Annotated in this window: 19 protein-coding genes, 1 tRNA gene and 1 pseudogene; 10 read left to right on the top strand and 11 right to left on the bottom strand. The window is 65.7% G+C overall.

What is annotated here, in order from left to right; all coding sequences use genetic code 11:
• Positions 1 to 106 precede the first annotated feature (106 nt).
• Entirely contained in the window at positions 107 to 2,545 is a 2,439-nt protein-coding gene (locus R9X41_RS05575) for a catalase (RefSeq protein ID WP_318633888.1), read from the bottom strand.
• A gap of 66 nt (positions 2,546 to 2,611) precedes the next feature.
• Positions 2,612 to 2,791 (bottom strand): DUF421 domain-containing protein, encoded by a 180-nt coding sequence (locus tag R9X41_RS23665; protein ID WP_412556663.1) that lies wholly within the window; start codon positions 2,789 to 2,791, stop codon positions 2,612 to 2,614.
• 89 nt (positions 2,792 to 2,880) lie between these two features.
• On the opposite strand from R9X41_RS23665, the gene R9X41_RS05580 reads away from it, so the two are divergent.
• Entirely contained in the window at positions 2,881 to 3,342 is a 462-nt protein-coding gene (locus R9X41_RS05580) for a DUF1810 domain-containing protein (protein WP_318633889.1), read from the top strand.
• Between the two features lie 391 nt (positions 3,343 to 3,733).
• Positions 3,734 to 5,173, top strand: coding sequence for an O-antigen ligase family protein (locus tag R9X41_RS05585; RefSeq protein WP_318633890.1), 1,440 nt, complete (start codon positions 3,734 to 3,736; stop codon positions 5,171 to 5,173).
• Positions 5,174 to 5,959: 786 nt separating this feature from the next.
• Here R9X41_RS05585 and R9X41_RS05590 read toward each other — a convergent pair.
• Both R9X41_RS05590 and R9X41_RS05595 read right to left on the bottom strand, forming a co-directional pair.
• Positions 5,960 to 6,035, bottom strand: a tRNA-Lys gene (locus R9X41_RS05590).
• A 163-nt stretch (positions 6,036 to 6,198) separates the two neighbouring features.
• Positions 6,199 to 6,912 (bottom strand): hypothetical protein, encoded by a 714-nt coding sequence (locus tag R9X41_RS05595; protein ID WP_318633891.1) that lies wholly within the window; start codon positions 6,910 to 6,912, stop codon positions 6,199 to 6,201.
• A gap of 47 nt (positions 6,913 to 6,959) precedes the next feature.
• Here R9X41_RS05595 and R9X41_RS05600 point away from each other — a divergent pair, with 47 nt between their 5' ends.
• Positions 6,960 to 9,347, top strand: coding sequence for a UvrD-helicase domain-containing protein (locus R9X41_RS05600; protein WP_318633892.1), 2,388 nt, complete (start codon positions 6,960 to 6,962; stop codon positions 9,345 to 9,347).
• Here R9X41_RS05600 and R9X41_RS05605 read toward each other — a convergent pair.
• The 3 genes from R9X41_RS05605 to R9X41_RS05615 all read right to left on the bottom strand — a co-directional run bounded on the left by R9X41_RS05605 (position 9,344) and on the right by R9X41_RS05615 (position 11,638).
• Positions 9,344 to 10,195, bottom strand: coding sequence for a BPSS1780 family membrane protein (locus R9X41_RS05605; RefSeq protein WP_318633893.1), 852 nt, complete (start codon positions 10,193 to 10,195; stop codon positions 9,344 to 9,346). The two genes, R9X41_RS05600 and R9X41_RS05605, sit on opposite strands and share 4 nt — an antisense overlap.
• Before the next feature lie 34 nt (positions 10,196 to 10,229).
• The gene (locus tag R9X41_RS05610) at positions 10,230 to 11,219 is read right to left on the bottom strand and encodes a homoserine kinase (RefSeq protein WP_318633894.1); all 990 of its coding nucleotides are present in this window, start codon (positions 11,217 to 11,219) and stop codon (positions 10,230 to 10,232) included.
• Positions 11,220 to 11,299: 80 nt separating this feature from the next.
• The gene (locus R9X41_RS05615; protein ID WP_318633895.1) at positions 11,300 to 11,638 is read right to left on the bottom strand and encodes a hypothetical protein; all 339 of its coding nucleotides are present in this window, start codon (positions 11,636 to 11,638) and stop codon (positions 11,300 to 11,302) included.
• 191 nt (positions 11,639 to 11,829) lie between these two features.
• Between R9X41_RS05615 and polA the strand changes: the two genes are divergently transcribed.
• Positions 11,830 to 14,553, top strand: a complete 2,724-nt coding sequence (gene polA, locus R9X41_RS05620; protein WP_412556696.1) for a DNA polymerase I — start codon at positions 11,830 to 11,832, stop codon at positions 14,551 to 14,553.
• 210 nt (positions 14,554 to 14,763) lie between these two features.
• On the top strand, positions 14,764 to 15,687 hold the full coding sequence (locus R9X41_RS05625; protein ID WP_318633897.1) for a ZIP family metal transporter: 924 nt from the start codon (positions 14,764 to 14,766) through the stop codon (positions 15,685 to 15,687).
• 15 nt (positions 15,688 to 15,702) lie between these two features.
• On the opposite strand, the gene R9X41_RS05630 is transcribed toward R9X41_RS05625, so the two are convergent.
• Both R9X41_RS05630 and R9X41_RS05635 read right to left on the bottom strand, forming a co-directional pair.
• A complete protein-coding gene (locus R9X41_RS05630; RefSeq protein ID WP_318633898.1) occupies positions 15,703 to 16,029 on the bottom strand; it encodes a LytTR family DNA-binding domain-containing protein in 327 nt (108 codons plus the stop codon).
• Between the two features lie 142 nt (positions 16,030 to 16,171).
• Positions 16,172 to 16,549: pseudogene (locus tag R9X41_RS05635) on the bottom strand (LytR/AlgR family response regulator transcription factor); the annotation flags it as partial.
• On the opposite strand from R9X41_RS05635, the gene argH reads away from it, so the two are divergent.
• The 3 genes from argH to R9X41_RS05650 all read left to right on the top strand — a co-directional run bounded on the left by argH (position 16,528) and on the right by R9X41_RS05650 (position 20,042).
• Positions 16,528 to 17,970 (top strand): argininosuccinate lyase, encoded by a 1,443-nt coding sequence (gene argH, locus R9X41_RS05640; RefSeq protein WP_318633899.1) that lies wholly within the window; start codon positions 16,528 to 16,530, stop codon positions 17,968 to 17,970. The pseudogene R9X41_RS05635 and the gene argH overlap by 22 nt on opposite strands.
• A 72-nt stretch (positions 17,971 to 18,042) precedes the next feature.
• Complete coding sequence (locus R9X41_RS05645; RefSeq protein WP_318633900.1) at positions 18,043 to 18,702, top strand: response regulator transcription factor; 660 nt, start codon at positions 18,043 to 18,045, stop codon at positions 18,700 to 18,702.
• Entirely contained in the window at positions 18,699 to 20,042 is a 1,344-nt protein-coding gene (locus R9X41_RS05650) for an ATP-binding protein (protein ID WP_318633901.1), read from the top strand. Before R9X41_RS05645 ends, R9X41_RS05650 begins: the two co-directional genes overlap by 4 nt.
• Here R9X41_RS05650 and R9X41_RS05655 read toward each other — a convergent pair.
• The gene (locus R9X41_RS05655; protein WP_318633902.1) at positions 20,039 to 21,580 is read right to left on the bottom strand and encodes a hypothetical protein; all 1,542 of its coding nucleotides are present in this window, start codon (positions 21,578 to 21,580) and stop codon (positions 20,039 to 20,041) included. The two genes, R9X41_RS05650 and R9X41_RS05655, sit on opposite strands and share 4 nt — an antisense overlap.
• Positions 21,581 to 21,752: 172 nt before the next feature.
• On the bottom strand, positions 21,753 to 22,229 hold the full coding sequence (bfr, locus tag R9X41_RS05660) for a bacterioferritin (RefSeq protein ID WP_318633903.1): 477 nt from the start codon (positions 22,227 to 22,229) through the stop codon (positions 21,753 to 21,755).
• Between the two features lie 280 nt (positions 22,230 to 22,509).
• Between bfr and ahpC the strand changes: the two genes are divergently transcribed.
• Positions 22,510 to 23,082, top strand: a complete 573-nt coding sequence (gene ahpC / locus R9X41_RS05665) for an alkyl hydroperoxide reductase subunit C (protein WP_318633904.1) — start codon at positions 22,510 to 22,512, stop codon at positions 23,080 to 23,082.
• A 96-nt stretch (positions 23,083 to 23,178) separates the two neighbouring features.
• Entirely contained in the window at positions 23,179 to 24,738 is a 1,560-nt protein-coding gene (gene ahpF, locus R9X41_RS05670; protein ID WP_318633905.1) for an alkyl hydroperoxide reductase subunit F, read from the top strand.
• Positions 24,739 to 24,763 lie beyond the last annotated feature (25 nt).

The following is a 24,763-nucleotide window of genomic DNA, read 5'->3' on the forward strand; positions in this document are numbered from 1 at the left end:
GGCGATGTGCAGCTGTTTCGATGCAATGTGCCGATGCCGACCCGGCCGCCCGGGTCGGCGTCGGCGCCCTGCATCTGTCGGCGCCGCGCCTACCCCCGAGCGTTTTTCAGACCTGGGGAGGATCGGTCTCGCGCTCCGGATGACGGTGCCGCGCAATGGCGCCGATGAAGTCGACGATGGCTTGCGGCGCCTGGGCGGCGTCGGCCAGGATCAGTCCCGGGTCCGCGCCGCCGCCGGGCAGCGTCAGCGCGATATCGGCCTTGACGAGCAAGGCCTGCGCAGCGCCGAAAGCCAGGATGGTCTTGCCATGGCGGTATTGGTCCTTGATGAATTCCATGGTGTGGCCGTCGTCCATCAGCGCTTCGACGCCGGCGCCGTCGGGCAGGGCCAGGGCGTCGAACAGGAAACCGGGGCTGTTTTCCATGGTGGCGTCGGGCGCGAGCGTTTCGCCACCGGCACCGGCTACGGTCGCCAGCGTGGGCCCGATCAGCCGGCCGATGGCGCCGGCCTCGAACAGCGCGGCCTGCAGTGCCTGGAGTGACCCGGCCTCGACGCCCGGCGCCACCAGGATCGCCACCTTGCGCGTGCGGATGCCGCCATCGCCCGGCCGTGCCAGCAGCGACAGCGCCGGCGAGGCCGTCACCTCGGGCTCGGCCGGTGTTTCCAGCGCCTTGGGCAGCGCGGCGGGCATCTCCATGCCGAGGTCGGCGGCGAGCCGGGTCGCCAATTCGACCGACGCATTCGCCAGTCCGGCCACCATGCGCTCGCGGATCGCCGGCGTCTGCACCTTGGACAGCTCGAAGCGGAAGGCTGCGAGGATATGGGCCTGCTCGGCTGGCGTCTGGCTTGCGAAGAACAGCGTGGCCTGCGTGTAGTGGTCGGCGAACTTCTCGGGCTTGGCCCGCACCTTGTCGCTGGCTTCCTTGGCGTCGATGCGTCGAGCCACGCTCACGAAGCCCTGTACCGCGCCAGCCTGGTGCGGCGAACCGCCGGCCAGGGAGTTCGGTTCGTAAGCCACGCGCCCGCGGTGAATGGCCTGGCGGTGCATGCCGTCGCGCTGGTTGTTGTGTACCGGCGCGATCGGTGCGTTGATCGGCAGCTCGTGGAAGTTGGGGCCACCGAGCCGGCTGATCTGAGTATCGACGTACGAATGGATGCGGCCGGCCAGCAGCGGATCGTTGGAGAAGTCGATGCCGGGCACCACGTGCGCGGTGCAGAAGGCCACCTGTTCGCTCTCGGCGAAGAAGTTGTCGGGATTGCGGTCGAGCACCATGCGGCCGACGATCTGCACCGGCACCAGTTCTTCGGGCACCAGCTTGGTCGAATCCAGGATGTCGAAACTGAAGGACTCGGCCTGCTCCTCGGTGAAGATCTGCAGGCCCAGCTCCCACTCGGGATACTCGCCGCAGTCGATCGCTTCCCAGAGGTCGCGGCGGTGGAAGTCGGGATCGGCGCCGGAGATCTTCACCGCCTCGTCCCACACCAGCGAATGCGTGCCCAGCTTGGGTTGCCAGTGGAACTTGGCGAACACCGATTCGCCGGCCTCGTTGACCAGCCGGAAGGTGTGCACGCCGAAGCCCTGCATCATGCGGTAGCTGCGGGGAATGGCGCGGTCGCTCATCACCCACATCAACATGTGCGTGATCTCGGGCATGAGCGAGGCGAAATCCCAGAAGGTGTCGTGGGCCGAGGCCGCCTGCGGCATGCCGTGGTGCGGCTCCGGCTTGACCGCATGGACCAGGTCGGGGAACTTCATCGCGTCCTGGATGAAGAACACCGGAATGTTGTTGCCGACCAGGTCCCAGTTGCCTTCGTCGGTATAGAACTTGACCGCGAATCCGCGAACGTCGCGGGCGGTGTCCTTGGAGCCGCGCTCACCCGCCACCGTGGAAAAGCGCACGAAGACCGGCGTGATCTTGCCCTTCTCCTGGAAGGGCGCGGCCTTGGTGTATTGCGCGAGCGAACCGTAGCTTTCGAAGAAGCCATGGGCCGCCGAGCCACGGGCGTGAACGATGCGCTCGGGAATGCGCTCGTGGTCGAAGTGGGTGAGCTTCTCGCGCAGGATGAAGTCTTCGAGCAGCACCGGGCCGCGCACGCCGGCCTTGAGCGAGTTCTGGTTGTCGGCGATCGGGACGCCCTGGTTGGTGGTCAGGGCCTGGCCGGCGGAATCGACCCGTACCCGGTCGAGCGAGCCGATGGTGGCGTTGACGCCCTCGGGGGCGACGGTGCCGGTCTTGTCGTTGTGCTGCGATTCCGACAGGGTGCTGCCCGACACGAGGCGCGAGGGCGGCGTGACCTGCAGGCCTGGCGGCGGATGGGTGGCGCCTTCTTGGCCATGCTCGGCCGCCTTGTTCTCGTTGAACGGCATGCCGGCGGTCGTCGCCTGCACGTCGGCGGCCCGCTGTGCGGCCGGATCGCCGCCAAGGGCTTTGCGGGGCGCCGGCTGGGCGGGAGCGCTGTCCGTATTGCGCCCAGCGGAGGCGGCGGCCACCTGGTCGGCCTGGAGGGTGGTGGGCTTGGCTGAATCAGTCTTGGAGGTCGCCATGTCGGTCCGTGTGGAGGGTGGGGACCACCACCGTAGAGGCGGTGCCGGACGTCGCCTGTAGGAACCTTACCGGCAGAGTCGCCGGGCAATAGCGCACGCCGCCTGGATACGGTTGCTTGATGCTTCCTTCAGCACGCTGATCTCGCCATTGGCTTCGAGATACGCCGCTTTCACCTGGAACAGATTCCTGACACCATGCACGCGCTGATGACGAAGAGGGAACCGATGCATCAAGGTGCTGCGCATGACCGACACGGCCGCGCGCGCCGGCTCCTACGGCGACATCCGGCAGCCTGCCGATACCTGCCACATCGCCGTGAGCCGATGCTTGCACCATGAACGACGGCCCCATCGAAACGCATGCAGAAAGAGATCCGTGGCGGCTGACCCGCTTCGTCGAGGCACAGAACGCCGTGCTGCCGCAAGTGCATCGCGAGCTCGCTTCGGGACACAAGCGCGGTCACTGGATGTGGTTCGTCTTTCCCCAGTTGCGCGCGCTGGGGCGCAGTGAAATGTCGCAGCACTTCGGCTTGGCGAACCGCGCGGAAGCGCGCGCCTATCAGCGGCATCCGACCCTGGGGCCGCGGCTGCTGGCCTGTTGCGAACTGCTGATGCGTGGTTCGGGCCACGATGCGCGCGAGGTGTTCGGCGCAGTCGATGCCATGAAGTTGCGATCCTGCATGACGCTGTTCGCGGCTGCTGCACCCGAACATCGCGTTTTTAACGAGGTGCTTGAGAAATTCTTCCCCGAAGGACCCGACACCGCGACCCGCGATCTCCTGGGCGACGAGTGGTGAGTGCCCGGACCATTCAAGAGGTCGCCCAACTTCCGTCTACGTTCATCCGGAGGAACAGGTTTGTCGCCCGGCATCGATGCCTTGGCCGTTACGCTACACCAGGTGGCCGCCGGGAAAGGTCTACCGCACTGATTGTTCGGAACTACAAACCTGCATCTTGCAGGAGCAATTGCCAAAAAAATACTGCATGATGATGTTGATACACGTCACGAGTGGCTACCTGCCCTAAGATCGTGACGTTTTGTAAGTCTCTGGCGGATTGCCCGCGTGTGACGTCTGGTCGGAAGCGGCGTTGGCGGCGATGCGCTGTGTGCGAGCCGTACGCTTTCACGTCCGGTAGTGTTGAATATTTTGCGTCCGCTGAAGAACCGTCGTCCTGAATCGATTACCCATGCTAGAAATCATCCTGGTAAGCATCCTGGCGATCTTTGCGGCATTGTCCGCATTTGCCGTGGCCCTAACGGTGGTGGGCTCCGTGCAGGTGTCGTCCAAGGTGCGGGAAGGAATCCTTCAGTATCTGTTCGTGGGGCTGCTGCTCAGCAACGGGCTGGCGTTTCTGGTGGCGGGCAAACTGGGAGACCCTAGTTCGGTCGAAATGGCCACGCCCGGCCCAAGCGCCCTTGCATCCTGGATCATTCGATTCAACTCCATCTTTGTCATCATCGCCTGCCTCGATCAGTTTTTCCGCTACGTGCGTGGAAATCCTGTGATCGATTGGCGCCGCCTGCTTTTGATCGCAGGAGTCGTCTGCATGTTCTGCGGGAATGTGATCTCGCCGGCGCTGTTCGGAAAAAATCCTGTATCTATCGAATCGAGCTGGTTTTATGGCCCGATGCTGGGTGTCGGAATCATGTGCCTCAGCCAGGCCGCTGCGCAAAACGCCGTCCTGGTGGGCCGCAATGCCTTGGTCGTGTTTACGGTGCTCAGCCTGGCCTTGATACCGATATTGCCTGCTTCCATGTTGCAGCTGGACTATTCGGAAGGCTTCTTGCCTGGCGTTCCTCGATTCACCGGCCTGGCGCCCCACGCGATCATGATGGGGATGCTGTGCAGCATTGCACTGTGGTGCATGATTGTCCACCCATTCTCGTCCGTCAAAATTCATCGATTCTCGCTGGCGGCGTGTTTGCTGGCCTTGTTCTTGGCGCAGTCCAAGACGGTGTGGTTTTCCTTTATTCTGAGTTTGCCGGTTCTGTATTTTTTCCGGGTCGATTGGAACCACTGGAAGCGCAAACGCTTCGGTGATTACAAGCTGGTGTTCGTGCTGGGTTGCCTCGCCGTGGCGTTTGTCATGCTGACCGCGCTGGCGCTGCTGATCACAGGTTTTGCCGAAGAGCGTGCTTCCGCTTTTTCGCGATCCAGTGCGGGCCACCAGGTGTTGAGCCTGACGGGGCGGGACGTCATCTGGCGTCATGCCATCGAAGAGTGGAAAACATCGCCTTTGACCGGATACGGCCTTCCGCTGTTCAATGAGGAATACCGCGCCCGTATCCGCCATGCAGGTGCTACGTCGGGTCATAATCAATTCATCGATGCCTTGGGACGGGCAGGCGGCATCGGCGCGGTGACGATGGCTGTTTATTACTGCATTCTGTCGTGGTTCGGATTTCGATATTCTCGTGCTACCAATGGACTCAGCACCGTACTGACCCTTTCCATGTTGGTGCGCAGCATCAGCGAATTGCCGATCCGCATTTTCAGTCTCGGTATCGGTGAAACACCGCACTTGCTGCTGCTGATCTTAATTGTCGTCGGCCTTTGGCAGGATAAAAAATCAGATCGCAGGGTCAAGGCATTCGCGCAATCTCGGCATACCGTCTCGGTTACGTAAGGCTTTTTTGCAATGAGGTGAGGCGGTCCGTTCCACGGCCTGCGAGGTGGCTGGGAGCATTGGTTGACTCCCAATTAAAAGTGTTTTAGGCGATTTTTGCCAGAATGGCGGCAAAAACAAAATGGCCAGGGCTTGGGGGGTGAGCGAGCGTCGCTACAGCCCAGCAAGCCAGTGCGATATATCACTCCAATTCGAATGAAACCGTTCAGAGCGAGAGCTCACCACTCGCTCGCGGAGATTTATCCTTAAAAACGCCTGGAAGATCGAAATGAATCCAGCCGATGGTTTTTAAAACGGCCTTGAATTTGGGTTCGAGTTAATGACAACTGAGATCGAAAAAATGCCAGCCCGCGAAACCGCTTATCCCTCCGATCCCGTCTCCATAACCAGATGTCTTTTCACTCATCCGTGAAGCTTCGGCGTCTCTGCATGCATTTTGGAGTATTTTCCGAAATGTTCCTTGATATTATGAGATTGTCGATTTTGGAACCAGTATTGCAATGCAGGTTCACGGTGGACCGCCACGGTTGCGTCTGATTGTTTGCTGGTTCGCGCAACTGGTTCATCGGGTAGGTGGCCTGCTGCCTTGACGGGCGCGCGGTTGAGCACCGCCTTCACCGGCACGGTCTACATCTCGGGGTGAGTGATCTGAGGCAGATAAGTGTGGCGGCAGCGTCAGGCACTCGACCGGGCAAGGAAGGGCATACCTGTCTCGTAAAAGCGCGCTGACCAAAAAAAAGCACTTAGACCTTTTGGCCTAAGTGCTTGATTTTATTTGCATTGGGGTGGTGGGCCCTGAGTGACTCGAACACTCGACCTACGGATTAAGAGTCCGCTGCTCTACCAACTGAGCTAAGAGCCCCACTTTCCTGATCGGGCTTTGACCGGCGTTTGGAAACACCGGTAAAGCTCTGCATCAGGAAGCCTCGCATTATGCACAAGAAATTGCGCATCTGACAAGGTCGTCGTAAAAAAGTGATGCTGGTGCAGCTCGATCGTCGGTGGGTCGGCGCGACGCCCGCGCTTCAGGTCGGGCAGTGGCTCGCCGCGCTCGCCAGGAAGCGTCCCCGGTTGTCCGAAAGCCAGCCGAGCAGCCGCAGCCGGGCGGGATCGGCGCCAGCCGGTACGCGCATCGATCGGCGCTCCTGCCAACGCTCCTGGCGCAAGTCAACCTGTTCGACCGACATCGCCGCACGCACCAGTCTGCGCGCGGCAGGCGATCCGGCAGTGCCGGGCGGAAGGTCCTCGACCAGCAGCAACCATGCATCGACCGGACCTGCGACGGCCCCGGACGGCCCCTTCCCGGCCCAGGCGATGGAGACGCCGATGTAATCGTCGACGACCGGGCCCTGCGCTACCCGAAGTCGTCCGGTCGGGGTCGGCAGGACCGGGTGCCGCCATTTCCAAAACTGCGGCTCGGGCGTGTCGGCGGTGTAGCCCAGGGTGGCGAGCCGCGTTCCGGCTTCGGGTAGCGCGGCGGCGGCCATCGGCGCGGCCGGATCGGTGCCCGGCACGATCCAGTCGATGACGAAGGCGTTGCGATCGGCGGGGGAGGTCGGGCGTGCCCAGCATTCGGTGCAACTGTCCGGCAAAAACCGTTCGACCAGTACGCGCGGCGGTTGGTGGCCATCGCTGGAGCACGCGGTGGCGGCGACGGCCCAGGGAGCGTGGAGGCTGGCCCAAACGGTCAAGCCGATCGACAGCAGGCAGGCGCGGAAAGGACGGGGATGCGAGGACATGGCGCGTAGCCTAACTCGCCGGCATCGTTGGTTTCTACAATCGGCGCATGCTTCCACACTCTCCGCAGGACAGCCTGTTCCCGCCGCCGTCCTCTTCTGGTGCCCCGGCCTCCGCGCCCTTGCTTGCCAACCTCAACCCTGAACAGCTCGCCGCGGTGACTTTGCCCGAAGGGCATGCGCTCATATTGGCCGGCGCCGGCTCCGGCAAGACGCGGGTGCTGACGACCCGCATCGCCTGGCTGTTGCAGACGGGCCAGGTGTCGCCCGGCGGCATCCTGGCGGTGACCTTCACCAACAAGGCCGCCAAGGAGATGCAGGCGCGGCTGCAGGCGATGCTGCCGGTGAACACACGCGGCATGTGGATCGGCACCTTCCACGGCCTGTGCAACCGCCTGCTGCGGGCGCACTACAAGCTGGTGAACCTGCCGCAGTCCTTCCAGATCCTGGACACGCAGGACATGCTGTCGGCCGTCAAACGCCTGATGAAGGAGCACAAGGTCGACGACGAGCGCTTTCCGCCCAAGCAGGTGCAGTACTTCATCAGTGGCGCCAAGGAAGACGGCCGCCGCCCCGGCGACATCGAGGCGCGCGGCGAGGACGACCGCAAGAAGATAGAGCTCTACGCGCTGTACGAGGCGCAGTGCCAGCGCGAGGGGGTGGTCGATTTCGGCGAGTTGATGCTGCGCAGCTACGAGCTGCTGCGCGACCACGAGCCGGTGCGCCAGCACTACCAGCAGCGCTTCAGGCACATCCTGGTCGACGAGTTCCAGGACACCAACCGCCTGCAATACGCGTGGCTGAAGCAACTGGCCAGCGAGCGCAGCAGCGTGCTGGCGGTGGGCGACGACGACCAGAGCATCTACGCGTTTCGCGGCGCCAACGTGGGCAACATGGCGGATTTCGTGCGCGAATTCGACGTGCGCCACCAGATCAAGCTGGAGCAGAACTACCGCAGCTTCAGCAACATCCTGGATTCGGCCAACCACCTCATCAACCACAACAGTCGCCGGCTGGGCAAGAACCTGCGCACCGACCAAGGGCCGGGCGAGCCGGTGCGGGTGTACGAGTCGACCAGCGATTTCGCCGAGGCGCAGTGGATCGTCGAGGAAATTCGCCAGCTGGTGCGCGACGGCATCGAGCGCAAGGAAATCGCAGTGCTCTATCGCAGCAACGCGCAGAGCCGGGTGATCGAGACGGCGCTGTTCAATTCGGCAGTGCCCTATCGGGTGTACGGCGGGCTGCGCTTCTTCGAGCGTGCCGAAATCAAGCATGCGCTGGCCTACCTCCGGCTGCTGGAGAACCCGAACGACGACACCAGCTTTCTGCGGGTCGTCAACTTTCCGCCACGCGGCATCGGTGCCCGCAGCATCGAGCAACTGCAGGATGCGGCGCGCGAGATGGGCTGCTCGCTGCACGATGCGGTTTCCAGCATCAAGGGCAAGGCGGGCGCCAACCTCGGCGGCTTCGTGGCGCTGGTGGACGTGGTGCGCGAGCAGAGCCAGGGACAGCCGTTGCGCGCCATCATCGAGCAGGTGCTCGACGCCAGCGGGCTCAAGGAGCATTTCCGCGCCGAGCGTGAAGGCGCCGACCGGGTGGAAAACCTGGAAGAACTGGTGAATGCGGCGGAAAGCTTCGTCAGCATCGAAGGCTTCGGCCGCGACGCCGACGGCATGGGCGGCGCGCCTTCGCAGTCGCCGGTCAGCCAGGGGCTCGACCCTTCGCTGCCGGTGCTGGACGAGCCGCTGGAGCCCGCGCCGTTCGACGCCGAGACGGGCGAAACGCAGAGTCCGCTGGCCGCCTTTCTCACCCACGCGGCCCTGGAAGCGGGCGACAACCAGGCGCAGGCCGGCCAGGACGCCGTGCAGCTGATGACGGTGCATGCCTCCAAGGGCCTGGAATTCGATTGCGTGTTCATCGGCGGCATGGAAGAGGGCCTGTTCCCGCACGAAAACTCGATGAGCGACCGCGATGGGCTGGAGGAGGAGCGCCGGCTCATGTACGTGGCCATCACCCGTGCCCGCCGCCGGCTCTACCTCAGCCATTCGCAGACACGCATGCTGCACGGTCAGACGCGATACCACGTCAAGAGCCGATTCTTCGAAGAGTTGCCGGAAGCGGCGCTGAAGTGGATCACGCCCAAGCAGTCCGGCTTTGGCGGCTTTGCGCCATCGAACGGCGGATCCGGTGCGGGTTCGGGCGGCTGGGGCGGGGCGGGCGGCGGATTCAGCCTGGGAGCGGCGCCCAAGCCGGTGGCACGTTCGGCGCCGCCCAGCCACGGTCTTCGTGCCGGATTGCAGGTGTTCCACAACAAATTCGGCGAGGGAACCGTGTTGTCAGTGGAGGGCAGTGGGGACGACGCTCGCGCCCAGGTGAACTTTCCGCGCCACGGGGTGAAGTGGCTGGCGTTGTCGGTGGCGAAGCTGACGGTTGTCTAGCTGCTGCTTTTGCTGGGGGAGGCGTCGTCTGCCGTCGCCGCTTCCTCGACCGGGTGCACAAAGCAATCCACAAAGGTGAAGTACAGCGAGTTGAAGAACATCGCCACCAGCACCAGGGCTGAAATGGTGACCAGCCCGGCGGCGACCGAGCCCGCCAGCGCAGAACTGCTGTCGCCCAGCACGCCGGTCAGCAGCAGCAGCGTGGTGAAGGTGCCCACCACCACGGCGCCTGCCAGGAAGATGCCGGCCCAGGCGAGGCCGTAGACCGTGAATGCGCCGACGTTGCGGATACAGGCGACAAAGCTGAAGAACAGGCTCTTGAGCGGCGACACGCGATACCAGAACACCAGCGCCGGCGCGTGCCAGAACAGCATGGACAGCGGCATGTAGAGCATCAGGGTGATCCACATCGCGACTTGGACCGAGGGGTTCTCGATCATGTCGCTGGCGCTGCGGTTGCCGGAGACGTAGCCCATGGCGAACTGCCCGCCATCGAACAGGGCGGAAATGGCCAGCATGAGCACGAAGCTGCCGGCGTACAGCGCGCCGAGCAGCAACATCTGACGCGCATAGGCCGGGCCTGCTCGGAAGGCAGCGAAGAGTGCGGCGGGGCGTGCGCGGCGGCCGGCCTCGGCGTCTCGCGACGCGGCCATCATGCCGAGCGTGGCGGCGGGCATCAGCACCAGCGCGAGCAGAAAGCCGATGAGCGGCACGACGGCGGTGAGACTCAGCACCGCGACGAACAGCACGAAGAGTCCGGTCATCGCCATGGGCTGGCGCCAGAAGGTACGCACGCCCTGGCGGGCCCAGGCCAGGCCGGTGCGAGCGGGGACGACGTTCAGGTGCATGGCGGAAATGGAGAGGACGAAGACAAGAAAGGATTCAGGCCGGGACGGCGGAGCGCGCCTCGGCCAGACGGTTGCGCAGCACGCGCTCGAAATGGGCGGGGTCGTGCGGGGTGAGCAGGGCGGCGTCGCGTGGCAGGTGGAAGTCCCAGAGCCGCGAGATCCAGAAGCGCAGCGCTGCCGCACGCAGCATGGCGGGCATCAGGCGGCGCTCGGCCGGCTCCAGCGGGCGGACGGTGGCGTAGGCCGCCATGAAGGCGTCGGCCCGTTCGGCGTCCTGCAGGCCGGAGTCGAGGGCGATGCACCAGTCGTTGAGGCAGACGGCGATGTCGAAGACGAAGCTGTCGACGCCGGCGAAGTAGAAGTCGAAGAAGCCGGTGAGGCGTTCGCCTTCGAACATGACGTTGTCGCGGAACAGGTCGGCGTGCACCGGGCCGCGCGGCAGGGCGGTGTAGTCGGATTGCGCGGCGACATGGTTCTGGTAGGCGAGCTCGGCGCCGAGCAGGGCCGATTGCGGCGGGTCGAGGTGCGGCAGCACGGTGGGCACCACGCTGTTCCACCAGGTCAGGCCGCGCAGATTGGGCTGGTGGCGCGAGAAGTCGCGTCCGGCCAGGTGCATGCGCGCCAGCATGTCGCCCACGGCGGCGCAGTGGGCGGCCTTGGGGGTGAGCTCGCTGCGGCCGGGCAGGCGGTTGACGACGGCGGCCGGCTTGCCGCGCACCGTGTGAAGCACGTCGCCGGAGCGATCGGGGGCGGGGTCGGGCACCGGAATGCCGCGGGCCGCCAGGTGCTGCATGAGGTACAGGTAGAAGGGGAGCTGTTCGGCGGTGAGGCGCTCGAACAGGGTCAGCACGTAGTCGATGGTGGCGCCGAGGTCGCCTTCGGCGGTGTCAGGCTGGACGGTGACGAAATAGTTGGTGTTTTCGATGCCGCCGGCAATGCCGCGCAGCGAGACCAGTTCGCCCAGTCGCAGGTGGCGCATGAGCTTGCGCGCCTCGTCATCGGAGACTTCGGTGAAAACGGCCATGGGTGCGCGAAAGCGGAAAAAAGCGGTGAGATCGAAGAAGCGGGAGTTGACGCGGGGAATCGGACCGGCGCAGGGGCGGGTCAGAAACCGAGCATTCTCCAAGTGCGGGCGCCGCCGTTGGCGTCTCCGCCGTCGCGCTCGGAGGCGCGGCGACGCGGCCCGTCGGTCGGTGCCACGTCGTAGGATTTGACGCCGCGCGGCTGCACCGTGATGCTCTGGGTCTGGCCGCCGTAGCGGACTTCGTCGATGGAGGTGCCTTCGTCGCCCACGTGCAGACGTTCGACCTTCTGCTCGACGCGTGGGGTTCGCGGCTCCGGTCCTTCGACGAGTTCTTCGGCCTGGACGGCCGATGCCAGCAAGCTGGTGACGAGGGCCGCGGCCACGAGGGCGGCGGGGCGCAGAAGGAGCAGGGCGGACATGGACCGGATTGTAGGCGCTCGCCTGCGATGCCGACGTGGCGCGACAGGCACAATCGCCGCCCATGAGCGACCTCCCGAACGCAGCGGCCCCGGCCGCGCCCGACACCGCCGCCGACTCCACCACCGCGCCGGGACACAACACCCTGCTGCTGGTCGACGGCTCCAGCTACCTCTACCGTGCCTTCCACGCCATGCCCGATTTGCGGGCGGTGGCGGGCGACATGAACAGCCCGGCGACCGGGGCGATACGCGGCATGGTCAACATGCTGGCCGCGCTGCGCCGCGAAGTGCGCGCCCATTACGCGGCCTGCGTCTTCGATGCTTCGGGCCCGACCTTCCGCGACCATCTCTATCCGGAATACAAGGCCCATCGAAGCCCGATGCCGCCGGACCTGCGCAGCCAGGTCGAGCCGATCCACGAGGTGGTCAAGCTGCTGGGCTGGCCGGTGCTGTGCGTGCCGCACGTGGAGGCCGACGACGTCATCGGCACGCTGGCCGCGGCTGCCGCGCGGCAGGGCATGGAAGTCATCGTTTCCAGCGGCGACAAGGACCTGAGCCAGCTGGTCGACGAGCACATCACCATCATCGACACGATGAATGGCAAGAAGCGCGACATCGCCGGCGTGACGGCCGAGTTCGGCGTGCCGCCGCAGCTGATGATTGATTACCAGACGCTGATCGGCGACACGGTGGACAACGTGCCGGGCGTGCCCAAGGTCGGCCCCAAGACGGCCGCCAAATGGCTGCTGGAATACGGCTCGCTCGAAGGCCTGCTGGCCCAGGCGGACAAGATCAAGGGCGTGGCGGGCGAGAACCTGCGTGCCTCGCTCGACTGGCTGCCCAAGGGCCGCGAACTGGTCACCATCCGCACCGATTGCGATCTGGCCGAGCACATCGTGGGATTGCCTTCGCTCGAAGGCATCGCGATGGGCGCGCAGCGCACCGACGAACTCAAGGCCTTCTACGAGCGCTTCGGCTTCAAGGGGTTGGTGCAGTCGCTCAACGCGCAGGACGTAGCGCCCGAGCGGATCGAGAAGTCGAAAAAACCCGGCCGCGCACCGGACCCGGGCCTGTTCGACGAGCCGGAGGCGATCGCGGCCGACAAGGTGAGCAACCTGCGCTACGACACCATCGTCGACTGGGCGCTGTTCGACACCTGGTTCGCCCGGGTGCAGGCGGCCGAACTGGTGGCGATCGACACCGAGACGACCTCGCTCGACGAGATGCGCGCCGAGATCGTCGGCATCAGCTGGAGCGTGGAGCCGGGCGAAGCGGCCTACATTCCGCTGACCCACGACTATCCCGACGCGCCGCCGCAGCTGCCGCGCGACGAGGTGCTGGCGCGCCTCAAGCCCTGGCTGGAAGACGCCACGCGCGCCAAGCTCGGCCAGCACGTCAAGTACGACCGCCACGTGTTCGCCAACCACGGCATCGAGGTCGGCGGTTACCGCCACGACACCATGCTGCAGAGCTATGTGCTCGAGGTGCACAAGCCGCACGGGCTGGGCAGCCTCGCCGAGCGCCATCTGGGCCGCAGCGGCATCAGCTACGAAGACCTTTGCGGCAAGGGCGCCAGCCAGATCCCGTTCAGCCAGGTGGCGATCGAGAAGGCCGCCGAGTACTCGTGCGAGGACTCCGACCAGACGCTGGACGTGCACCGCACGCTCTGGCCGCGCCTGCAGGCCGACGAGAAGCTGTTGGCCATCTACGAGCTGGAGATGGCCAGCAGCGAGGCGCTCTACCGCATCGAGCGCAACGGCGTGATGATCGACGCGGCCCTGCTCGCGCAGCAGAGCCACCAGCTCGGCCAGCGCATCCTGGAGCTGGAGCAGCAGGCCCACGAGCTGGCGGGCCAGCCCTTCAACCTGGGCAGCCCCAAGCAGATCGGCGAGATCTTCTTCGTGAAGCTCGGCCTGCCGATCGTCAAGAAGACGCCGAGCGGTGCGCCCAGCACCGACGAGGAGGTGCTGGAGAAGCTGGCCGAGGACTACCCGCTGCCGGCGCGGATCCTGGAGCACCGGGGTCTGTCCAAGCTCAAGGGCACCTACACCGACAAGCTCGGCACGCTGGCGCTGCCGCGAACCGGCCGCGTCCACACGCATTACGCGCAGGCGGTGGCGGTGACCGGACGGCTGTCGAGCAACGACCCCAACCTGCAGAACATTCCGGTGCGCACGGCAGAAGGCCGGCGCATCCGCGAAGCCTTCGTGGCGCCGGCCGGCAGCGTGATCGCGAGTGCCGACTACAGCCAGATCGAGCTGCGGATCATGGCGCACCTCAGCGGCGACGAGGCCCTGCTGCGCGCGTTCCAGGAAGGCCTGGACGTGCACCGCGCCACGGCCGCCGAAGTGTTCGGCGTGGAGGTCGACGCGGTCGCCAGCGAGCAGCGCCGCTATGCGAAGGTCATCAACTTCGGACTCATCTACGGCATGAGCAGCTTCGGGCTCTCCAAGAGTCTGGGCATCGAGACCAAGGCCGCTGCCGCCTACATCGACCGGTATTTCCAGCGCTTCGCAGGCGTCAAGCGCTACATGGACGAAACGCGGGCGTCGGCCAAGGAAAAAGGTTATGTCGAGACCGTGTTCGGCCGGCGCCTCTATCTGCCCGAGATCAATTCGCCCAACGGCCCGCGCCGGGGCGGCGCAGAGCGCGCGGCGATCAACGCGCCGATGCAGGGCACGGCGGCCGACCTGATCAAGCTCAGCATGGTCGAGGTGCAGAAGGTGCTCGACGCCGAGAAGCGCGGCACCCGCGTGATCATGCAGGTACACGACGAACTGGTGTTCGAGGTACCGCAGGACGAGGTCGATTGGGTGCGCGCCGAGGTGCCGCGCATCATGGCCGGCGTGGCGCAGTTGCAGGTGCCCTTGCTGGCCGAGATCGGCTTTGGCGCCAATTGGGAAACCGCGCACTGACAGGCTTGTGCAGCCGACGCGGATTTACCGCTTGACAGCGTTGCTAAGATGAAAACGGCATGAGCCCTCGGCCCGGCGCCGGTCCGCGAATCGACATTCGTGGTGCGTCCGGAAACCGGCCAGGGCGTGCGCAGCGGCCCCTCCACGGCGAGGTGGCCGCTTTTTTGATGGTTCGGGCAAGAGGGGCGGTGCGGCGTGGAACGAGGGGAAATGGAACTGTTGGCGATCCTGGCGGCGACGCTGGCGTCCGGCGTGGGCAGCGTGTGGCTGGCCGCCTTCCTGCTGCGACTGGGCGTGGGATCGCAGCGTGGCCCGGGCCCGCAGCATCTGTTGAGCCTGGCGGCCGGCGCCTTGTTGTCGACCGCCTTCATGCACCTGCTGCCGGAAGCTTTCGAGAGCGGCATCGAGCCGCAGTGGCTGTTCGCGGTGCTGCTGGCGGGCGTCGTCTTCTTCTTCCTGCTCGACAAGGCCGAGCTCTGGCATCACGGCCACGAGCATGCGGCACCGGCGGCCGGTGACTCGCATGGCCACGACCACCACGACCACCAAGACCACCACGCGCACGGCGACCAGGCAAGCCACGCACACGTGCATTCGCACATGCGCGCCTCCGGCGGCTGGTCCCTGGTAACCGGCGACAGCGTGCACTGCTTCGGCGACGGCGTGCTGATTGCCTCGGCTTTCATGGCGGACCTGCGGCTGGGTCTGGTCGCCGCCATTGCGGTGCTGGCGCACGAGGTGCCGCACCACATCGGCGACCTGGTCGTCATGCGGCATTCCGCGGGTGGCCGGCGCATGGCCTTGTTGAAGGTGTCGCTGGCGGGCGCCGTCACCGCACTCGGCGGGCTGGCAGGTTATTTTCTGCTGGAGCAACTGAGCGAGCTGCTGCCGTATTTCCTGGTGGCCGCGGCCAGCAGCTTCGTCTATGTGGCGCTGGCCGACCTGATCCCGCAGCTGCAACGGCACCTGAGCTCGCGCCAGACCTTCGCGCAGATCGCCTGGCTGCTCGCCGGCATCGTGCTGGTGGTGGCGGTGAGCCGGCTGGCGCACGAACATGGTCCGGAAGACGGCCACGACCACGGTCATGGCCACGAGCACGGGCTGACCGCGCCGGCGAATCAACCCGTTGGCTGAGGGCTTTCGATCGGCCTACCGGTCGCGCTGCAGCAGTTGCGCACGCACCTCGGGCACCAGGCGCCGCGCCACCGGCAGGCGCTCGTCGGTACCGCGCAGGCTCAGTAGCCAGCCGGCGCCCGAACCCTCGTCGTCGCTTTCGGAGTCGACCCGCTCCACGCCCATCACGGCCGAGCGCACCGCCAGCGTGTGGCGATGCACCCGCAGCAACTGGCCGGCGTAGCGTTTTTCCATGTCCACCAGGGATCCGTCGAGCATGAATCGGCCCCGGCTGGTCACGGCGCAGAGCCGTTTTTCTTCGGCGCGCAGATAGAGCACCTCGTTCAGCGGCAGGCGTTGCACCCTGGCCGCGCCGAACGATGCGCAGGCTCTCGTCTTCGCGCGCCTGGTCGTCGGTGGCGGCCCGCAGCCGGGCGGCCTTGTGCAGTGCGCGCTCCAGCCGCTCGGGGCGCACCGGCTTGGTCAGGTAGTCGATGGCGTCGGCCTCGAAGGCGTCGAGCGCGTGCTGCGGATGGCCGGTCACGAACACCACGGCGGGCTTTTGGGGCAGCCAGCGCATCGAGCTCGCCAGGCTCATGCCGTCCTGGCCGGGCATCTCGACATCGAGCAGCAGCAGGTCGAAAGCGCGGTGGCGCATCAGGCCGGCGGCACGCCCGGCGTCGGCGGCTTCCTCGACCGTGCTGCAAAGATCGGCGCCGCAGCGGGCCAGCAATTGCCGCATCTGCTGGCGGGCACAGGTGTCGTCGTCGACGATGAGGATGCTCAGGGACATGGCTTGCTCGAAAGGGCACCGCGAGGGCGCCGATAAAATACGCGGTTGCGCTTCACCGACCTTACCCGATGTCTTCCTCTGCCCCCGCATCCCCGGCTCCTTCCAACCAGCTCGACAAGAAGTCCGAGGCCTGGTCCGCTCTGTTCTCGGAGCCCATGAGCGACCTGGTCAAGCGCTACACCGCCAGCGTCTTCTTCGACAAGCGGCTGTGGCAGGCCGACATCCAGGGCAGCCTGGCGCATGCCGACATGCTGGCCGCCCAGGGCATCATCGCCGCGGCCGACCACGAGGCCATCCAGCGCGGCATGGCGCAGATCACCCGCGAGATCGCCGACGGCGCCTTCGAGTGGAAGCTCGACCTGGAAGACGTGCACCTCAACATCGAGGCGCGGCTCACGCAGCTGGTGGGCGATGCCGGCAAGCGCCTGCACACCGGCCGCAGCCGCAACGACCAGGTGGCGACCGACGTGCGCCTGTGGCTGCGAGGCGAGATCGACCTCATCGCCGGCCTGCTCGTCGACCTGCAACGCGCGTTGGTGGAAATCGCCGAGCGCAATGCCGACGTCATCCTGCCGGGCTTCACCCACCTGCAGGTGGCGCAGCCTGTGGCGTTCGGCCACCACATGCTGGCCTATGTGGAAATGTTCGCCCGCGACGCCGAACGCATGGCCGACGTGCACGGCCGGGTCAACCGCCTGCCGCTGGGCGCCGCCGCGCTGGCCGGCACCAGCTACCCGCTCGACCGCGAGCGCGTGGCGCGCACGCTGGGCATGGTCGATGCGCAAGGCCAGGCCCAGGTCTGCCAAAACAGCCTCGACGCTGTGAGCGACCGCGACTTCGCCATCGAGTTCACCGCCGCCGCCTCGCTGGCCATGGTGCACATCAGCCGTTTCTCCGAAGAGCTCATTCTCTGGATGAGCCAGAGCTTCGGTTTCATCGACATCGCCGACCGCTTCTGCACCGGCTCGTCGATCATGCCGCAGAAGAAGAATCCGGACGTGCCCGAACTCGCGCGCGGCAAGACCGGCCGCGTCGTGGGCCACCTCATGGGCCTGATCACGCTCATGAAGGGCCAGCCGCTGGCCTACAACAAGGACAACCAGGAAGACAAGGAGCCGCTGTTCGACACCGTCGACACGCTCAAGGACACCTTGCGCATCTTCGCGGAGATGGTCGGCGGCATCACGGTCAAGCCCGAGGCCATGGAAAAGGCCGCGCTGCGCGGCTACGCCACCGCCACCGACCTGGCCGACTACCTGGTCAAGAAGGGCCTGCCTTTCCGCGATGCGCACGAAACCGTGGCGCACGCGGTCAAGGCCGCCAATTCGCACCGGGTCGACCTGTCCGAACTGCCGCTGTCGGTACTGCAGGAATTCCATCCGCAGATCGACAAGGACGTGTACGAGGTGCTGTCGCTGCGCGGCTCGCTCGAGGCGCGCTCCACGCTGGGCGGCACCGCGCCCGCGCAGGTGCGCGAGCAGATCGCGCGGCACCGCCGCAGGCTCGCCTGAACCAGCCGGTTTTCAGCACGGCCTAAGCGGCGCGGGGCATCATCGGCGCTCCCTGGCAACGCCTGTAGACCCATGCGCATCCTGCTTGTCGAAGACGATCCGATGATCGGCGAGGCCGTGCTCGACCTGCTGCGCGCCGAGCGCTACGCCGTCGACTGGGTGCGCGACGGCGACATGGCCGACACCGCCTTGCGCAGCGAGCACTACGACGGCGTGCTGCTCGACCTGGGCCTGCCCCGGCGTGACGGCATCGAGGTGCTGAAGGCCCTGCGGGCACGCGGTGCGCGGGTGCCGGTGCTGATCGCCACCGCGCGCGACGCCATCGCCGACCGCGTCGCCGGCCTCGACGCGGGGGCCGACGACTATGTCGTCAAGCCCTTCGACACCGACGAACTGCTGGCCCGGGTCCGCGCCCTGGTGCGGCGCGGCGAGGGGCATGGCGCGCCGACCTTCTCCCATCGCGGCGTGACGCTGGATCCGGCCACGCATCAGGCCACACAGGACGGTCGGCCGGTCAATCTGTCAGCCCGCGAATGGGCGGTGCTCGAGCCGATGCTGGCCCGGCCGGGCGTGATCTTTTCGCGCGTTCAGCTGGAAGAGCGCATGTTCGGCTGGAAGGACGACGTCAGCAGCAATGCGGTGGAGGTCTACATCCACGGCGTTCGCAAGAAGCTTGGCGCGGACCTGATCCAGACCGTGCGCGGGCTGGGTTACCTGGTGCCCAAGGCATGACGGCGGTCGGCTGGCAACGCCTGGTGCCGCGGTCGCTGCACGCGCGCCTGATGGTGTTGTTGCTGGCCTGCGTGGCGCTGGCGGCAGCGGCACTGGCCACCGGCGCCTACCGCACCGCGCTGCGCGAGGCCGACACCCTCAACGACCTGCATTTGCGCCAGGTCGCCAACTCGCTGCGGCACGCGGTGCCCCTGGTCGGCCGGACCGACGAAGAAGCCGACGCCGACCTCGATCTGCAGGTGCAGATCTGGAGCGCCGACGGCGTCCAGCTCTACCGCTCGGCGCGCGCGCGCCTGCCGCAGCGCGCAGTGCTCGGTTTCTCGGATATGACGGTCGAGGGCACTCGTTACCGCGTCTATTCCATCCAGACGCCGCTGCAGACGGTGCAGATCGCCCAGGACCTCGATGCCCGGCAGGAGCGCGCCCGCGCCCAGGCCCTGCGCGCCACGCTACCGGTGGTGCTGGTGGCGCCGCTGCTGATGCTGGCGATGGGCGCGGTCATCAGCCGCACGCTGGCGCCGGTCGAACGCATGCGTCGGCAGGTGGCCGGGCGCGCGGCAGACGACCTGCGCCCCTTGCCCGAGGACCGGCTGCCCGACGAGGTGCTGCCACTGGTGCGCGAACTCAACCTGCTGTTCGGCCGGGTGCGCGGCGCCTTCGACGCTCAGCGCCATTTCGTCGCCGACGCGGCGCACGAGCTGCGTTCGCCGCTCACGGCCTTGAAGCTGCAGGTGCAGGGACTGCGCCGCCAGCCGCAGGACACCGGCGCACAGGCGGCAGCGGTGGACCGGCTGACGCAGGGCATCGACCGGGCGATCGCGCTGGTCGGGCAGTTGCTGCAGTTGGCGCGCCAGGATGCCGGTTCACTGGCCTCCGGCGCTGCGGGGGCGCTCGATCTGCGCGACGTGGTGCAGGCGGTGACGGCCGACGCGCTGCCCCTGGCGGCCGCCCGCGGCATCGACCTCGGGGCCGTGGCGGTCGATAGCGCCCCGATCACCGGTCACGCGGACAGCCTGCAAACTCTCCTGCGCAATCTGGTCGACAACGCGATCAAATTCGCACCGCAAGGCGGTCAAGTCGACATCGAATTGCGTCGCAGCGGTGACGGGGCCCTGTTGGCGGTCGACGACAACGGGCCGGGCATTCCGGATGCCTACCGTGCACGGGTGCTCGATCGCTTTTTCCGCATGCCGGATGCAGCGGCACCCGGCAGCGGCCTGGGCCTGGCGATCGTGCAGGCGATCGCAGCGCGGCATGGCGCGACCCTGGCACTCTCGTCCTCGCCCACCCTCGGGGGTCTTCGGGTGGAAGTCCGGTTTCCAGGGCCCGGTCGATCCTAGATAGCGTATTGGTAGCTGGCCGGAATCGACAGCTGCTGCACGATGAGGTTTCTTTCCTCGTGTGTGAAGTTATCCAGCATGCGTGAGAAAGGTGCTTTCGCCTCGCGTCGCATCGTGACCGGAATGCGGTTGAACACGCCATTCAGGTGATCCAGCGAGCTCATGAAGATATAGGAGGGCAGGCGCAGGCCCGGGTCGCACAAGGCCTCGATCACCTTCGGAATTTCGGCAGGCGGCAGCCGCAGGAGACCGTCGAGCTCGAGCTGGAATTCCTCGACCCGCGTTTCGCCATGGCGGGCCAGCACGGCGTTGGCAGCCAGCCGGACCATGCTGGCCTGCGCAGGCGGCAGGCGCTGGCTGTAGGCAACGGCCTTGGCGAGCATGGCTTCGTGCCATTGGGTGGGCGATTCGTTTCTGGAGAACACGCCGAGCAGCTTCATCAGGCAAGCGGTTCCGTGCCCTTGCAAGCGACGCGCGATCAGGTCCCACACCGGTATCAGCGCCCGGAGTTCTGCTTGGCTGCAAAACCGTTTCTCGCGACGAAAAGTGTCGAGAAAGCGTTCGAGATGGGATGCCGCCAGCGCAGGATCGGCGGGCAGGCTGGCCAGGTACATGTTGACGCGCGCGGCTTCCCAGCCCACCGCTTCCGTTTTTTCCAGCGCAGTCCTGCGGTGGCTCACCGGCAGCTCGGCGATCGCCGCTTGCATTTCCTGCTTGGCCGGACTGTTGAATGGCATCCGGTCATCCATGCTCCCCAGGAAAAGGCTGCGGGGCCGGGGCGGAATCTGGGAGAGCAGATCCAGCATGTGGCTGAAGTTGGGCAAGTGGCTGGCGGCTCGGCGCTGGCAGGCCATGGCTGCCTGAAAGCTGCTGCGGCACCATCGCGGCATGCGGTCGGCGTGCTGATCCAGCGCCTGGGCCACATCGGGGTTGTCCAGCGTGCACGCCGATGCACCAAGCAAGGCGTCGACCAGTAGCGGCATGGGGACGGCCGATTCGATCACTACCTGCATCAGCGGGGCCATCAATTCGCACGATTGGCGCAATGCCACAGCCGTGAAACGTGCCAGATGCCGGTCGCGTCGTTCGTCCCAGACGGACTGGCGCATACCCGCAGGCGCCTGCTGCGGCCAGTTCTCGATGAATTTGAGGCCGGTGTTGCGCACGGAAGGGCGCGCGGTCCGATCGAAACGAACATCCAGCGCTTTCCAGGAAGGCTCTTGCAGCGGCAGGCCGAGCGGGGCGAGGCGGCGCAGGGCGTTCGCCAGGCGCTTGCCGGTCGGCAGCCGGTGCGTCGCCAACGCGATCTCCGCAGCCAGGGTGGTGGGCTCGAATGCCTGCTTCCACCGGGTGTTCAGACTGGAAAGGTCCTGCAGCGCGGCAAGCGTCCGGTCGAGCTGCTGCTGGGTTTTCGTCGGCAGGCCGAGGAAAATCTCCTGTGCGATCGGCTCGAGAATTTCCGGCGGAAGCTGGTTGATGTTGGACCGCGTCGAGAACCCGGGTGATGGCGTGGCGGTGGGAAGAACAGGGTAGAGCATGGGGTTCGTGCGTCGGTGATGTCGGACGGACGATCCTGGCGACTTCGGCTTCGCAGCCCCAAAGCAAAACCGCGTGTTCGTGGTCGAGCCCGAATGGGCCGACCGCGTACCACGCGGTGAAATCAAGGTGCGACGGCCTGGGAGGGCACCCGGGCCGCTAGCGACAGACGCCTTACTCGAGCTCGCCCATCTGGCTTTGCAGGTAGTTCTGCGTGCCGACCTTGTCGATCAGGTCGATCTGGGTTTCCAGGAAGTCGATGTGCTCTTCGGTGTCGTCGAGGATCTTTTGCAGCAGGTCGCGCGACACGTAGTCGCGCACCGATTCGCAGTGGGCCATGCCGGCCTTGATGGTCGCCTGGGCCGTGTATTCCAGGCCCAGGTCGCAGCGCAGCAGTTCGGGCACGTCTTCGCCGACGTTGAGCTTGCCCAGGTCCTGCAGGTTGGGCAGGCCGTCGAGCATGAAGATGCGGTCCATCAGCCAGTCGGCGTGCTTCATCTCGCCGATGGATTCCGAATATTCCTTCTTCGCCAGCTTGTCGAAGCCCCAGTGCTTGAGCATGCGGTAGTGCAGGAAGTACTGGTTGATCGCGGTCAGCTCGTTCTTGAGCTGCGCCTGCAGATGCTGGATGACTTGGAGATCGCCCTTCATGTTGTTCTTTCTTTCACGTGGTTTCGCAATGGTCCGCGATTGTGGGGGTTGACCCTGACAGCCACAAGGCAATCCCCCACGCGGGCGGTGTGCCTGCGGCTGAGGCTGAGAGGCGTTCGCATGCCGGTCATACGAGTGCTTTCACGATTGGTCACGGCGATGTCGCGACGACCAAATAGAAAATGCCAATTCGCCGCATACGCGCAATTCATCGGGCAGCCGGGTTTACCCGTCTATGCTTCAGTCTTCGTCAGCCACCCATTCAAAACAGGAATACGCAATGTCTCTGATCAACAAGGAAGTCGCTCCTTTCAAGGCCACCGCCTATCACAACGGCAAGTTCGTGCCGGTGAGCGAACAGAACTTCAAGGGCAAGTGGTCCGTCGTGGTGTTCTACCCGGCCGACTTCACCTTCGTCTGCCCGACCGAACTGGGTGACCTGGCCGACCACTACCCCGAATTCCAGAAACTGGGCGCCGAGGTTTACGGCGTGTCCACCGACACCCACTTCACCCACAAGGCCTGGCACGACACGTCCGACACCATCGGCAAGGTGCAATACCCGCTGATCGGCGACCCGAACCACCAGCTCGCCACCTTCTTCGACGTGCTGATCACCGAAGGCGACGACCACGGTCTGGCCCTGCGCGGCACCTTCGTGATCGACCCCGAAGGCCGTATCAAGACCATCGAAGTGCACGACAACGGCATCGGCCGTGACGCCACCGAAACCCTGCGCCGCCTGAAGGCCGCCCAGTACATTGCCGCTCACCCCGGTGAAGTCTGCCCCGCCAAGTGGAGCGAAGGCGCTGAAACCCTGACCCCGTCGCTCGACCTGGTCGGCAAGATCTAAGCGCTTCGTGCGGCGGAGCCCGGGTGCGCCCGGGCTTTTTTTTCCGCAGCCGAACCATAACTATCGATTTCATAAATCCAATAGCGAGTAATTATCATGCTGGACGCCAACCTCAAGACCGCACTCAAGGGCTACCTCGAACGGGTGACCAAGCCCATCGAAATCGTCGCATCCGTGGACGACAGCAAGGCGTCCGGCGACCTCAAGGGCCTGCTCGCGGACATCGTCGCGCTGACCGACAAGATCACGGTCGTGGAACGCAGCGACGACGGCGAGCGCAAGCCCTCGTTCCTCATCACCAACCCGGGCGTCGACACCGGCGTGCGTTTCGCCGGCCTGCCGCTGGGCCACGAGTTCACCTCGCTGGTGCTGGCGCTGCTGCAGGTGGGCGGCCATCCGTCCAAGGCCGGCCAGGACACTATCGAGCAGATCCGCAATCTCGAAGGCGACTACCACTTCGAGACCTACTTCTCGCTCTCCTGCCAGAACTGCCCGGACGTGGTGCAGGCGCTCAACCTGATGTCGGTGCTCAATCCGAACATCAAGCACACCGCCATCGACGGCGCGCTGTTCCAGGACGAGGTCGAGGCGCGCCAGATCATGGCTGTGCCCACCGTCTACCTCAACGGCACCAATTTCGGCCAGGGCCGCATGCAGCTCGAGGAGATCGTCGCCAAGATCGATTCCAGCGCCATCCAGCGTGAAGCCGCCAAGCTCGACGCCCGCGAGCCCTACGACCTGCTGGTCGTCGGCGGCGGCCCGGCCGGCGCTGCAGCGGCGGTGTATGCGGCTCGCAAGGGCATTCGCACCGGCGTGGCCGCCGAGCGCTTCGGCGGCCAGGTGCTCGACACCTTGGGCATCGAGAACTTCATTTCCATCAAGGAAACCGAAGGGCCGAAGTTCGCCGTGGCGCTGGAAGAGCACGTCAAGCATTACGACGTGGACATCATGAATCTGCAGCGCGCCGAAGCCATCGTGCCCGGCAAGGACCTGATCGAGCTCAAGCTCGCCAGCGGCGCCACGCTCAAGGCCCGGTCGCTGGTGATTTCCACCGGTGCGCGCTGGAAGAACATCAACGTGCCCGGCGAAGCCGAATACAAGAACAAGGGCGTGGCCTACTGCCCGCACTGCGACGGTCCGCTGTTCAAGGGCAAGCGCGTGGCGGTCATCGGTGGCGGCAACTCGGGTGTCGAGGCCGCGATCGACCTGGCCGGCGTGGTCGGCCATGTCACGCTGATCGAGTTCGGCGACCAGCTGCGTGCCGACGAAGTGCTGCAACGCAAGGCCCGCAGCCTGGGCAACGTGACCATCGTCGTGTCGGCGCAGACCACGGCCATCACCGGCGACGGCAACAAGGTCAACGGGCTCAGCTACAAAGACCGTGGCACCGGCCAGGAGCACCAGGTCGCCCTCGAAGGTGTCTTCATCCAGATCGGCCTGGTGCCCAACACCGAGTGGCTCAAGGGTTCGATCGAACTCAGCAAGCATGGCGAGATCGTGGTGGACGCGCGCGGACAGACCTCGGTGCCCGGCGTCTTCGCTGCGGGCGATGCCACCACGGTGCCGTTCAAGCAGATCATCATCGCCGCCGGCGACGGTGCGAAAGCGGCGCTCGGCGCGTTCGATCACCTGATCCGAACCTCCGCCCCAGCCTGACGCGATCAGCGGCCGCCTCAACCCC

The sequence above is a fragment of the Xylophilus sp. GOD-11R genome (assembly GCF_033546935.1).
GTDB lineage: Bacteria > Pseudomonadota > Gammaproteobacteria > Burkholderiales > Burkholderiaceae_C > Xylophilus.